This is a genomic window from Candidatus Poriferisodalis sp., from assembly GCF_965262965.1.
GTDB lineage: Bacteria > Actinomycetota > Acidimicrobiia > Acidimicrobiales > Poriferisodalaceae > Poriferisodalis.
This window is the reverse complement of sequence record NZ_OZ253573.1, coordinates 3,836,853-3,849,019: the sequence shown is the minus strand read 5'-3', so window position 1 is coordinate 3,849,019 and position 12,167 is coordinate 3,836,853. Positions and strand designations below refer to the sequence as shown.

Genomic DNA, 12,167 nt, shown 5'->3' with positions numbered 1-12,167 from the left:
CGGCGGACGTCCCGATTCGCAGCCGCCAACGAGCCAGCACAAGGGCGGCACATGGGTGACATTCGAGGATTCATGCGCCATGGCCGAGAGCTGCCGACGCGTCGGCCGGTGCCAGTACGCCTGCGCGACTGGCGCGAGGTGTACGAGCCGTTCTCCGACGGTCATCTGCGCACCCAGGCCAGCCGTTGCATGGACTGCGGCGTCCCGTTCTGCAACGACGGCTGCCCGCTGGGCAACATCATCCCGGACTGGAACGACCTCGTGCACCGCAACCGCTGGCGCGATGCCATCGAACGCCTGCACGCCACCAACAATTTCCCCGAGTTCACCGGGCGTCTGTGCCCGGCACCGTGCGAGGGCGCCTGCGTGCTCGGGATCAATTCTGACCCGGTGACGATCAAGCAGGTCGAAGTCTCGATCATCGACAAGGCATGGGACGAAGGCTGGGTGCAGCCCGAACTGCCCGCTCAGCGGACTGGCCGCACGGCGGCCGTCGTCGGCTCAGGTCCGGCCGGACTCGCCGCCGCTCAGCAGCTCACCCGGGCCGGGCACGACGTCACCGTGTTCGAGCGTGCCGACCGCCTCGGCGGCCTGCTGCGCTACGGCATCCCTGAGTTCAAGATGGAGAAGCGCCACATCGAGCGGCGGCTCGACCAGATGAGCGCCGAGGGGACAAAGTTCCGCACCGGAGTCGAGGTGGGTGTCGACATTCCGGCCTCCGAGCTGCAGGCCAGCTTTGACGCTCTCGTGCTGGCGGGGGGCGCCACCCAATGGCGCGACCTGCCGATTCCAGGCCGCGAGTTCGACGGCATACACCAGGCGATGGAATACCTTCCGTGGGCGAACAAGGCTCAGGAGGGCGACCTGGATCCCGGTGACACCCCGATCAGCGCTGCGGGCAAGCGCGTCGTCATCATCGGCGGCGGCGACACCGGAGCGGACTGCTTGGGCACTGCACACCGCCAGGGCGCTGCGTCGGTGCATCAATTCGAGATCATGCCGAGGCCACCGACCGAACGTGCGGCCGCCAATCCGTGGCCGACGTATCCGATGATCTACCGGACGTCCTCAGCGCACGAGGAAGGCGGCGACCGGGTGTACTCGGTGAACACCGAGAATTTCCTCGGGGACAGCTCGGGCGCGGTGCGAGCCCTGCGAGCACACGAAGTGGTCTTCGCCGACGGCCGTTTCGCCCAAGTCGAGGGCTCGGACTTCGAACTCGAGTGCGAACTGGTGTTGCTGGCGATGGGCTTTGTCGGACCTCAGCAAGAGGGACTGCTGGCCCAGCTCGGTACCGAGACCGACGCTCGCTCGAACGTGATGCGCGATGACGACTACCGGACCTCGGTGGACGGTGTCTGGGTCTGCGGCGACATGGGCCGCGGCCAGAGCCTGATTGTGTGGGCCATCGCCGAAGGCCGTGCGTGCGCAGCTGCGGTTGACGCGGCACTCATGGGCCACACCGCCCTCCCCCGCCCTATCCCGCCGTCGGCCCGCCCGCTGAATTGAGCTGAGCAACCGAGCTGAGCAGTTGATCTGGGTAGCTGAGCTTGGTCGCTGGGTGGCGCTGGTGTGGTTGTCCAGCTGGTGCCGGGCTCGGTTGGTCCTCTTGGGTGTGCAGAACCAGGTTGTGCTCGTGGAGGCGATGGTGGTGGTCGTGGCAGAGCAGGGCGAGGTTGGTCAGGCTGGTGAGCACGATCATCTGCGTGGAGCTGGGCACGACCCAGTCCGCACCGGCAGCGTTGGAACCGTCCCACGAGAGCTCTTCGCTGCTGCGAGCACAACCGCCCCGACGACGCTGTTGGGGGCATGGCCCGCCGACTCAGCTTCCTCTGAAGGGGCATCTCCGGCAGTGTCCCCGCTCGAGTCCAGACCGCCGGTCGCGACCTCGCCTTTGTGGCCTCGCCTGTGGCGGCATCGCCCGCTGGGGCGCTTGCTGGCTGGGCACCATGTGCCATGAGCAGGTGGGCAAGCGCGTCGGCGGCTCGATGGGCGACGCTGCGGCACTGGGATTCGGCCAAGTCCTTGTCGCTGCGCCAGTTCCGCTGGATCATCTGCATCAGGCGGCGATTGATTCGATCTCCGGTCAGGGGGTCGAACTTGGCACGCAGGTGCCACATTCCGTCACGGCGATCGATCCACATCGACGCACCCCTCGCGGCCCGCTGACGGACTCGCCGCTCAGCGTCGGACTCGCTGCGCCACGCGGCTTCAGCAGCGCGCACCAGCGTCTCGGCGACGGACGCCTCCCCGCGGCCGACATGCAACTGGCGTCGCGCTGCTTCGGCTGCGAGCGTGCTGCGGGCGCCGTCAAGCGCATTGAGCGCGCGCTGGACCTGCTGCGCCGACCACAGCAAGTCGGCTTCGTCGGCGGCACGCACCATCTTGGCGTCAACCAGCGGAACCCCAAGTAAAGGCCCCACCGCCCCGCCCACCGCGTCACGAACGCCGGCAGAGTCGCAGCGTCGCGCCAACTGCACACGCAGTTGCGACAGACACGCTCCCCCAGCCAAACCACGCGACTCACGCCGACCGTCAGCTCGCTGGTCTTGAGTGCTCGGGGTCATGTCAGCCACCGTAGGGAGGGGGTACAACACGATTCCCCGCAGTACGGCTGCCGCTCCCCGAGCTTGGACGCCTTGGCGTCACCCCGCCTGAGCTCACCTCTTGGAACCGCTCCGCTGAGCGCCGACGGTCGGGGCCAGCGACACTACGGCTGAGCGTCGGCAGATCGCCGGCCCAGCGACGGAGGCGAACACGGTGAACTCATCCACGTACACAGTGGACGGCAAGCGCCTGTGGCGAACGCTGCACGAACTCGCAGAGATCGGCGCAACGCCCGCGGGCGGAGTAGCCCGGGTGGCGCTCACCGACGAGGACCGGGCGGGACGTGACCGGTTCGTGGCGTGGGTGCACGAGCTGCGCTGCACCGTCCACATCGACCAGATGGGCAACCTGTTCGCCCGCCGCGAGGGCACCGAACCGCAGCGTGCGCCGGTGGTGATCGGCAGCCACCTCGACAGCCAGCCCACCGGTGGCAAGTACGACGGCGCCTACGGCGTGATGGTGGGCCTCGAGGTGCTGCGAGTGCTGCACGACAACGACGTGAGGACAGCGGCGCCAGTAGAAGTCGTGTCGTGGACGAACGAGGAAGGGGCACGGTTCCCGCCCGCCATGATCGGCTCGGGCGTCTATGCGGGCGCGTTCAGCCTGGACGAGGGCCTCGCAGCCCCTGGGGTGGACGGCACCACGCTCGGCGATGAACTCGAACGCATCGGCTACGCGGGCGACGAGACGTGCGGTGCACCCGACGGTGCCGGCCGCCGTCCGATCGGGCACTACATCGAGCCGCACATCGAGCAAGGCCCGATCCTGGAGGCAGCCGACGTGACGCTCGGTGCGGTGACCGGGGTGCAGGGCATCCGCTGGTACGACGTCAACATCGAAGGCCGCTCAGCACATGCCGGCAGCACGCCGATGGAGCACCGTCGCGATGCAATGTTGGCTGCGGCCCGACTCGTGTGCGAGGCCGATGAGATCGCGGGTCGTCGGGCGCCAGCGGGCCGCGCAACGGTGGGCACGCTTGCGGTTGGCACCGGCTCGCGCAACACCGTGGTGGGCTCGGTCACCCTCACGGTTGACCTGCGGCATCCCGACGCCACGGAGCTGGAGGCAATGCACGACGAGCTGCTGGCCTTCGCCGACGGCCCGGCGTTCGGCCTCCAGCCCGAAAGCGGGCGTTCGCTCCCCCACCCGCAGATCACCCCAATCTGGTATTCGCCGCCGATCGTCTTCGACCCGACCGTGACCGAGGCGCTGCGTGCAGGCGCAGTGGCAACGGGATTTGATCCGGTCGACATCACCTCAGGGGCTGGCCACGACGCCTGCTATGTCTCACAGGTCGCCCCCGCCGGGATGCTCTTCATTCCCTGTGCCGACGGCCTGTCGCACAACGAGGCCGAGTCGATCCTGCCCGAGCACGCAGTCACAGGAGCGCAAGCGACCCTCAACGCGGTGCTGAAGCTGGCCGGCTAGGAGGCGAGCCGGTGCCGGCGGGCGAGTCGTCCCTGCAGCGTTGGGTCAGATAAGCAGCGAGAGGCGGCGGCACTGCAAGATGGCACGCGCCGCTTGCTCCATCGCCGTCCATGCTGGCTGGTCGGGAAGTTCGCCCTGCCAGCCCATCTGTCGGAGTCGCTCGGTCAAGCGTGGGTCGCCGGCCCCGGGCTCGGCGCGCTTGAGCCAGCCATCGGCTGCCTGGACATCTCGCACGGCCGAGCGCCGGGTGTCGATCCACATCGCAGCGTCGACATCGGGGGGCGGATCCGACGGGATCGCCACAATCATGGCGGCGGCCGTGTGCCGCCACTGGCGCACTTCGTCGATGGGCACCGCGGCGGGCCATGCCCGCATGAGGTGCTGCTCGACGGTGCGGTCGTCCGGTGACGCCCCATCGATCACCGACACGTCGACCTGGCTCAGCGCAGTCACTGCGGCGACCGTTGCCTGGACATCGGGACGTGGCGGGGTCAGGCGCTCTCGCAGCGCAGCGAATGCCGTCGCGCCCTCATCGCCGCTCACCCAGCTGATGAAGTCGCTTCGCGCGCGGGCGCGAAACATCGGCGTTGCGAAGGTGTCGGCCCACCACTGCACGGGGTGCAGCATGGCGGCCATCTTCGGCTCGAACTCTTCCCATCGGCGGGCGTGCTCTTCCGACCGGAAGAGGTTCATGCCCGCTCAGCGGAAGGGCCGGTTGGCTGCGTCCCCGCCGACCTGGCTGCGGGTGTAGCCAACCATGGTGGCCGGCTCGATCGACAGAATCTCCTCGTCTCGCATCTCAATTCGCAGCGGCTCGTCGCCGACTAGGCATGGCGCCTCGACCGTGACGGTCTTGCCGGGGAACAGCCAACGAACGGCCAACGCTTCGAAGCCGCACTGTGCAAACCATCGCTGCTCACCGTCGACGCTCACGCGGTACTGGGTGGGCTGATTGTTGAACGGCGGGAACGACGCGATCCAGTCGGTGCCCGGATGCAGCCAGCCAGGCGTGAGGTCGATGATGCGCGCGATCACCGCCTTAGCACGCATCGGTTCGACGCCTAATGTCTGCGCCAGTTCGGCGTAGTGCGGGGCCACGCCAGTGGCCACGATCTCACGCATGATCGCGGCGTACGCAGAGTCAAGTGCTTCGAGCGGGATCTGATCACGATCCACCAATTCAGCTGCCACGACGCGACTGTAGGACGCCAGCTCCGGATTCGTCGAACCTCTCAGCAGTAATAAGACGAATTATTGGATATTTCGATGGAAGGGGTCCACCACTCGCGGCCCAGTTTTCGGAGCCTTCGTCTTTTTTTGGGATTCGGGCTGCTGGGCTCGGCGGTGTTCGTGTTAGGAGGAGTCCGCGGGCTTCGAAGTTGGTGTAGTTGGTGAAGCCGTGGGTTTTGCGGCGCAGGACCTGGGGCAGGTTGTTTGTTCGGTCGATGCGGCCGTTGCTGGGCCGCCCGTTGTGGTGCCAGTCGAGGATCTGGTCGTGCCATGCGAGGAAGGTGTCGACGGTGTCGCTGAACTCTGGGATCTGCGCGGTGCGGTAGATGTCCGCGAACCTGTCCAGCGCCTCGAGCGCGCCCTTGCTGTCGTCGGCGAGGTACAGGTTGTGCAGCTCGGCGAGCGCTTCCCACGCGGTGCGCAGCCTGGGGTGGGCAGCGAACAGCTTGTCGAGCCGTTTGTGGTCGGCCGGGTCGAGCTTGTCGGGTCGGCGCATCAGCAAGAACCCGGGCCTGGACACGTCGCGGTCGAACGCGGGCACTGAGCCCTCGGGTCGGCGCTGGATGTCGCGGCGCACCGCGGTGAGCCCCGCCGCGAACCGTCTGATGACGTGGAACCGGTCCAGCACATGGCGGACGTGGCCGAGCCGCACCTCGATCGCGGCCTTGTACGCCGCCGAGCCGTCGCACACCACGACCTTCACGGCTTTGCACCATCGGGGCCCTTGCGCGGCCAAAAACCCCGACAGCGCCTGGGCATCGCGGTGGGCCACCATGGCGAGCACCTCGCCGGTGTCGCCGTTGACGATCACCGTCACGTAGCGGTGCCGCTTGCGGATCGAGGTCTCATCGACCAGCAGCACCCGGCACCTCTGCCGTCGCCGGCGATCCCACACCAGCGTCACCGGCCGCCCCGACACCTCCAAGTCGCGGATCTTGTTGTCACCGCGGTCATGAACCCTCCCGCCCGGGGTCCCCCAATCGGGGCATCCGGGGCGGCGAACCGTCGAGCACACCCGCACCACCAGCCGCTCGGGCGCGTCGACGACGACCCCCTCCACTTTGATGCGCCACAGCCACAGCCGCACCGACACAACATCACTCGCCATCGAGGCCCTCCAAGGTTCGGCGTCGCAAACACCGATCCCCCCAGGGCCTCGACCCTTACGAACGGACCCTCAACCCACCCTCATCCCAACAAAAGACGAAGGGCCGAACAGCTGGGACGAGTTCGTGCCGTTCCTGGCGTTCCCCGCCGAGCTGCGCCGGGTCGTCTGCACAACCAACGCGATCGAGAGCCTCAACGCCAGATTCCGCAGGGCCGTGCGCCACCGAGGACACTTCCCCAACGAACAGGCAGCAATGAAAATCCTCTACCTTGTCGCCACCGCCAAACACAAGAACCGAACCAACCCGGTCGGCTAGACCAACGGCTGGAAAACCATCTTGAACACACTCACCGTCCACTACGGCGACCGGATCGCCGACCACATCCGACGAACACGATCACGGCCGGTTACACAAAACATCCGAGTGTCACTGTTGGGTTTGCCGGGGCCCTCATGCCAGGGGGTTACGGTCCGGTTCCATGCTCGACGGTGACTCCACAAAATATTGGCCTTGTGCCTGTTGTGTGACCTGTCGCGTCGAGTGTGGGGCCGGCGGGAGCGCTCCTGTCTTGAAGGGAGCCTGACTGTCTCGACTCGGTTGCGGCGAAGCGCCCCTGCCGTTCCCGGACCCACCGGAACATCACTTCCAGCAGGAGCACCCCATGACACCGCCAGTCGGGGGAATCGACCCCCACCAGGACACCTTCACCGTCGGGATCGTCGACCCCCACGGCGTCGAGATCACCCATGAGACCTTCGACAACACAGCGGCTGGTTATGTCACAGCGATAGAACTGCTTGACGCTGCGGGCGTCCGCCAGGTCGGCGTGGAGGGATCAGCCAAGTGGGGAGCCCATGTCGCCATCGCGTTGTGCGCGGCGGGGTTCGACGCCCGCGAGGTCCCCGCGTCGCGCTCGGCAGCTCAGCGCCGTTCGCGGCGGCTGGAAAAGACCGACGCTGTCGACGCGGTCGCCTCGGCCCGGGCGCTGTTGGCCGAGCCGACGCTGGGGCCGGTCCAGACCCTGGAGGTCTATGACCCGCTGGCAGCCGAGATCGAGGCGGTGCTCGAGCACCGCCGAGCCCTGGTAGCGGCCCGCACGCTGGGTTTGCACCACGTCGCGGACCAGATCTCCAAGCTCCCCGCCGAGATCCGCGGCCAGCTCACCAGCGACGACAAGATCGAGAGCCGGCTGCGCCGCCTCGACCGGACCGACCCCGCCATCGACGTTTACACTGGTTGGAGACTGAGCTTCTGTCACCTGCGAGACAAACAACGCTCGCCGATCATTCTGCTATTCGACCACGCAATGTGACCTCTCGTCCTTCTTTCGTCGTTAACTCGCAGTAAACGATCACGTTGTCCAGCGACTCCCTCAACCGCACAGCTCCTTCAGGGCTGTTGCGTGCCGCTTCGTCCACAACGAGTCGTGTCAACTCGTCAAAATCCGTTCCTGTGCCACCTAAATTCCCTGCGATCCAGCCCGTGTAGAGGCTGAGCGCATAGACGGCGTCCTCACACGCATCGGCTTGGGCTTGGGTCATGTCGATCTCAATGAAACCTTCTGCGTCCGTCGCTTCCGACGCTGCGAGGTTGTTTCTCGCTGCGGTGCTGCCCAAGCCGAAGCCCGCGAGCACGCACACGACTGCTGCGATGATCGCTGACCGACGGCGCACCATGGGGCGCAGACCCGGGGACGCAAGCGTGCCTTCTTCAGGTACGGGAACCGGCTTGGGCGGTCGGCTACGGGAGAATCTCATCGCGAGAGGGTCAGCGCGCCAGCCCGCTCACAGCAGTCCACCCCTGCTGGATGTCCTGCGCACCGGACAACGTGCCGGTGCGCCGCGGACGCCCCCGGATGCCACTGGGTGCGTGTCGGCGGGGGTTCGTGCCGGCGATCGGGGTGATTCACTATGTTGGGAAGCAACTGCGACGACGGCGGAGCGGACCGCTAGCCCTGATTAGGGACTGTCAGATTTTGACAGACCCAACAAGCCCGGCGTGGGCGATACAGGATTCGAACCTGTGACCTCTTGCGTGTCATGCAAGCGCGCTAACCAACTGCGCCAATCGCCCGAAAGGGTTTCAAACGGTAGCACTGCGGGTGCAGTGCACAGCCGAGGCGGAGACCGGATTCGAACCGGCGTACACGGCTTTGCAGGCCGCTGCCTAACCACTCGGCCACTCCGCCCGAGATTGGGTGAGGGTACCGTCCGACGTGCGCTGGGTCGCCCGCCGTACACTCGTCCGCCAAGGCAGTTCGCCGCGTGGCCTCACTGCCCAGCGTTGTCGCACGAATCGTCGCGACGTGCGCACTTCGCGGGTCACGCCCTCTGAAAGATATCCGTGACAACTTTTTTTGAACTCGGCGTTCCCGAGTCCATGTGCGACACCTTGGCTGATCAAGGCATCACCGAACCATTCGCCATCCAAGAACTGACCATCGCCGAAGCTCTCGCCGGTCGAGACGTGTGCGGCAAGGCCAAGACCGGCTCCGGCAAGACGCTGGCGTTCGGCTTGCCGACGCTCGCGCTCACACCGCGCTCTGCGGACGGCCGACCGACCACGCTCATGCTGACGCCGACACGAGAGCTGGCGAACCAGATCGCCGCAGTCGTCGAGCCGCTTGCAAAGGCCATGGACATCCGGTCGATTGCCACCTACGGCGGCACCAACATCGAGCGCCAGATAGAACTGCTGGGCGCCGGCATGGATGTCATCATCGCCACGCCCGGCCGGCTCATCGACCTCATCGAGCGAGGCGCCGTCGACGTTGGCGGCATCCAGCGGGTCGTCGTCGACGAGGCCGACCGCATGGCCGACATGGGCTTCCTGCCCCAGGTCGAATGGGTGCTGCGGCACATCGACGGCCGGCACCAGACGCTGCTGTTCTCGGCCACGCTCGACGGCGTGGTCGACACGCTCGTCAAGCGCTATCTCCACGACCCCGTCTTCCACGAAGTCGAAGAACGAGAGATCACTGTCGCGGAGATGAGCCACTTGTTCCTGTCCGTCCACAAGATGGACCGGGTCCGGGTGGCTGCGCGCATCATCGATGCCAACGGCCGGACACTGCTGTTCACGCGAACCAAGCGCGGCGCCGACCGGCTCTGCGGGGACCTGCGCGACGAGGGCGTCAAGGCCGGTGCCATTCACGGCGATCTGCCCCAAGTCAAACGAGAGCGAGCGCTTGCGGACTTCATGAAAGGCAAGCTCTCCGCGCTCGTGGCCACCGACGTCGCCGCCCGCGGCCTGCACATCGACGAAGTCGACGCCGTGGTGCATTACAACGTGCCCGCCGAGCACAAGACCTATCTGCACCGCTCTGGCCGCACCGCACGCGCCGGTCGCAGCGGCACCGCCGTGACGATGTTCCTGTGGGACGAGGAACTCGAGGTTCGCCAGCTGCAGCGTCGCTTGGCACTCAAGTTGCCGCTGCACGAAGTCTTCTCCAACGACGACCGGCTCGACGACCTCTCCTCCTTCGCTGCAAGCAGCGACAACGCCGGTCGCTGAGACACTGCGAGCTGCACGGCACAAGCCGGGCCGAGCCCGGTAAATCCGACTGGGACGATTCAGGACCGACAGGTACCCTTGCCATACCACGGAGAAGTGGGCCGCGGAGAAGCAGGCCACGGAGAAGCAGGCCACGGAGAAGCAGGCACAGGGACGAAGGCGCTGATGTGGACCGTGCGGGGCGCGACCGCGCTGTGAACGATCAAGCGGCAGCAGCACGACTGCTGCCCGCCTCGGGTGCATGGCATCCGGGCCTCGGCGCGGGCGATCGCAGGTTCTTCGAACTGTCCCCAGACCGACCGTTCACCCTCGAAGGCGGCGGCGTGCTGCACGGCGCAGTGCTGGCATACGAGACGTGGGGCGCACTGGATGCCACCGCCTCGAACGCTGTGCTCGTGTGCCATGCGCTGACCGGCGATGCGCACGCGCACGGGTCCGCGCACCCTCCGTCGCAGGCCACCGGGGGCTGGTGGAACGACTTCATCGGCCCCGGTCGGCCGCTCGACACCAACCGCTACTTCGTCGTGTGCGCCAACGTGCTGGGCGGCTGCCAGGGCAGCACCGGGCCGTCGTCAGTCAATCCCGCCGCCGGCCAGCAGCGCTATGGACCGGACTTTCCGGTCGTCACCAACCGCGACATCGTTCGCTCGCAGTGGGCGCTCGGCCGACACTTGGGCGTCGACCGGTGGTTGTCGGTGGTGGGCGGCTCGATGGGCGGTATGGCTGTGCTGGAGTGGGGTGTCACCTACCCGGCGCGGGTCCGGTCGCTGGTTGTGATCGCCTCGAACGCCGCTGCGTCCGCGCAGCAAATCGCCTGGAGCCAGGTCGGCCGCCAGGCGATTCTGGATGACCCGAATTTCCGCGACGGTCACTACTACGACGCCGCCATGGGCGACGGTCCCCACAGGGGACTGGCCAACGCCCGCCGAATCGCCATGATCCACTACCGCTCCACCGACGAGTTCGATCGACGCTTTGCCCGACACAGCGAGGAACCGCTGCTGCCGCTGCGGCTCAACCATCACTTCGACGTCGAGAGCTATCTCGACTACCAAGGCGCGAAGTTCATCCCCCGCTTCGATGCCAACACGTATCTGGTGCTGAACAAGCTCATGGATCTCCACGACATCGGCCGGGGCCGCGGCGGCATCGAACCTGCGCTGGCCCGCGTCGTGGCACCGACGATGGTGATGAGCGTCCGCACCGATTTCCTGTACCCGCGACCGCAGCAGATCCAGATCGTGGAATCGTTGCGCCGACGAGGGAACCTGCGGGTTGAACACGTGGACATCGACAGCGACAACGGCCACGACGGCTTCCTCACCGAGCCGGACCAGACCGGGCCGCCGATGGGCGAATTCATCGACGACATCTACAAGAGCGACGCTCCGCACGGAGGGACCGCACGTTGACCGGCGTCCTCAACGGTCTGCTGCTGGCCGATGCGCATACGTCCGTGCCGTCCGAAGCCGTGAGTTCTGGTTTGGCGGTGTGGTGGGTTCTGGTGGTGCTGGCAGGGTTGATGGCGATTGCATCGGCTGGCGGCTTCGTCGTTTATCTGCGCCGGACGTCTCCGGCGGGCGCGTTTGCTGCTTCGGACGCGTGCGACGAGCCGGCGCTCGAATGTGGCAACCTTGCCGAGAGCCCATGAGCGACAACTTCGACCCCCAAGCGTTGATCGAGCGCTTCGCCGAGCGTGCCGAAGCGGTGCGCAAGCGCAATCTGCCCGCCGTCGGCGGCGAAGAGCGGCGCCTCTTCATCGAGCAGGCCGAACGCGATTTCATGGACTACGCCATGCTCGGCGACGCCACCGCGACGCTCGAAGACGGCATCCTCACCCTGCGAATCGATCTGCGTCCCGCCGACAGCTAGCTCGTCACACTCCGCAAGCAGCTTCGGCGACGTGGCCGAAATCGAACCCCAGACACTCGAGATGCCCGACGATATTTCTGGGGAGAGACCGACGCCAACGGCCCCAGCATGGAGCGCCTCTGAGCCCGCGCAGCCGGCCGCTCATCGTCGCGATCACCCGGTACATCCATCGCCCCTGCGACCGGTGTGCTCGCTACAGTTATCGGCTCGCGCGGATGTAGCTCAGTTGGTTAGAGCGCAACCTTGCCAAGGTTGAGGTCGCCGGTTCGACCCCGGTCATCCGCTCTCGCAAAGCCGCTCGCTGCAGTGCACGAGCGGCTTCATTGCGTTTCGGGCGCTGACTTGTGCCAACCTTGTGCGGCCCGTGCGGGGACACCCCGTCGATGGGCTCATGACCAAACGGGAGAT

General features: G+C 66.6%; 12 protein-coding genes, 3 tRNA genes and 1 pseudogene. 10 read left to right on the top strand and 6 right to left on the bottom strand.

Annotation, left to right across the window (positions count from 1 at the left end):
• Positions 1-51: 51 nt before the first annotated feature.
• The 3 genes from ACQY5K_RS18425 (at position 52) to ACQY5K_RS18415 (ending at position 4,035) form a co-directional block, all read left to right on the top strand.
• Complete coding sequence (locus ACQY5K_RS18425; RefSeq protein ID WP_428118408.1) at positions 52-1,509, top strand: glutamate synthase subunit beta; 1,458 nt, start codon at positions 52-54, stop codon at positions 1,507-1,509.
• Between the two features lie 440 nt (positions 1,510-1,949).
• On the top strand, positions 1,950-2,414 hold the full coding sequence (locus ACQY5K_RS18420) for a hypothetical protein (RefSeq protein ID WP_428118405.1): 465 nt from the start codon (positions 1,950-1,952) through the stop codon (positions 2,412-2,414).
• Positions 2,415-2,760: 346 nt separating this feature from the next.
• Positions 2,761-4,035: a M20 family metallo-hydrolase gene (locus ACQY5K_RS18415; protein WP_428118403.1), complete on the top strand. Its 1,275-nt coding sequence runs from the start codon at positions 2,761-2,763 to the stop codon at positions 4,033-4,035.
• A 45-nt stretch (positions 4,036-4,080) separates the two neighbouring features.
• Here ACQY5K_RS18415 and ACQY5K_RS18410 read toward each other — a convergent pair whose 3' ends face one another.
• The 3 genes from ACQY5K_RS18410 to ACQY5K_RS18400 are packed head-to-tail and all read right to left on the bottom strand — an operon-like array spanning position 4,081 to position 6,373.
• Positions 4,081-4,728 (bottom strand): hypothetical protein, encoded by a 648-nt coding sequence (locus tag ACQY5K_RS18410; protein WP_428118400.1) that lies wholly within the window; start codon positions 4,726-4,728, stop codon positions 4,081-4,083.
• 6 nt (positions 4,729-4,734) lie between these two features.
• Positions 4,735-5,226: an organomercurial lyase gene (merB, locus tag ACQY5K_RS18405; protein ID WP_428118397.1), complete on the bottom strand. Its 492-nt coding sequence runs from the start codon at positions 5,224-5,226 to the stop codon at positions 4,735-4,737.
• A complete protein-coding gene (locus tag ACQY5K_RS18400) occupies positions 5,216-6,373 on the bottom strand; it encodes an ISL3 family transposase (protein WP_428118394.1) in 1,158 nt (385 codons plus the stop codon). Before ACQY5K_RS18400 ends, merB begins: the two co-directional genes overlap by 11 nt.
• Before the next feature lie 109 nt (positions 6,374-6,482).
• On the opposite strand from ACQY5K_RS18400, the pseudogene ACQY5K_RS18395 reads away from it, so the two are divergent.
• Both ACQY5K_RS18395 and ACQY5K_RS18390 read left to right on the top strand, forming a co-directional pair.
• Positions 6,483-6,689, top strand: a pseudogene (locus ACQY5K_RS18395) (transposase); the annotation flags it as partial.
• Positions 6,690-7,035: 346 nt separating this feature from the next.
• Complete coding sequence (locus tag ACQY5K_RS18390) at positions 7,036-7,686, top strand: IS110 family transposase (RefSeq protein WP_428118391.1); 651 nt, start codon at positions 7,036-7,038, stop codon at positions 7,684-7,686.
• Here ACQY5K_RS18390 and ACQY5K_RS18385 read toward each other — a convergent pair.
• From ACQY5K_RS18385 to ACQY5K_RS18375, 3 genes are all read right to left on the bottom strand, one after another.
• Positions 7,658-8,131 (bottom strand): hypothetical protein, encoded by a 474-nt coding sequence (locus tag ACQY5K_RS18385; RefSeq protein ID WP_428118388.1) that lies wholly within the window; start codon positions 8,129-8,131, stop codon positions 7,658-7,660. The two genes, ACQY5K_RS18390 and ACQY5K_RS18385, sit on opposite strands and share 29 nt — an antisense overlap.
• Before the next feature lie 242 nt (positions 8,132-8,373).
• Positions 8,374-8,447 (bottom strand) — tRNA-Val (locus tag ACQY5K_RS18380).
• Positions 8,448-8,491: 44 nt separating this feature from the next.
• A tRNA-Cys gene (locus ACQY5K_RS18375) sits at positions 8,492-8,562 on the bottom strand.
• Between the two features lie 155 nt (positions 8,563-8,717).
• Here ACQY5K_RS18375 and ACQY5K_RS18370 point away from each other — a divergent pair.
• The 5 genes from ACQY5K_RS18370 (at position 8,718) to ACQY5K_RS18350 (ending at position 12,044) form a co-directional block, all read left to right on the top strand.
• Positions 8,718-9,887 (top strand): DEAD/DEAH box helicase, encoded by a 1,170-nt coding sequence (locus ACQY5K_RS18370; protein ID WP_428118385.1) that lies wholly within the window; start codon positions 8,718-8,720, stop codon positions 9,885-9,887.
• A 167-nt stretch (positions 9,888-10,054) separates the two neighbouring features.
• Positions 10,055-11,299 carry a homoserine O-acetyltransferase MetX gene (gene metX / locus ACQY5K_RS18365; protein ID WP_428118382.1) on the top strand — a complete coding sequence of 415 codons (1,245 nt, stop codon included), beginning with the start codon at positions 10,055-10,057 and terminating at the stop codon, positions 11,297-11,299.
• Complete coding sequence (locus ACQY5K_RS18360) at positions 11,296-11,538, top strand: hypothetical protein (protein ID WP_428118380.1); 243 nt, start codon at positions 11,296-11,298, stop codon at positions 11,536-11,538. The genes metX and ACQY5K_RS18360 overlap by 4 nt, the downstream gene beginning before the upstream one ends.
• Positions 11,535-11,759, top strand: coding sequence for a hypothetical protein (locus ACQY5K_RS18355; RefSeq protein WP_428118377.1), 225 nt, complete (start codon positions 11,535-11,537; stop codon positions 11,757-11,759). Before ACQY5K_RS18360 ends, ACQY5K_RS18355 begins: the two co-directional genes overlap by 4 nt.
• A 211-nt stretch (positions 11,760-11,970) precedes the next feature.
• A tRNA-Gly gene (locus tag ACQY5K_RS18350) sits at positions 11,971-12,044 on the top strand.
• Positions 12,045-12,167: the final 123 nt, after the last annotated feature.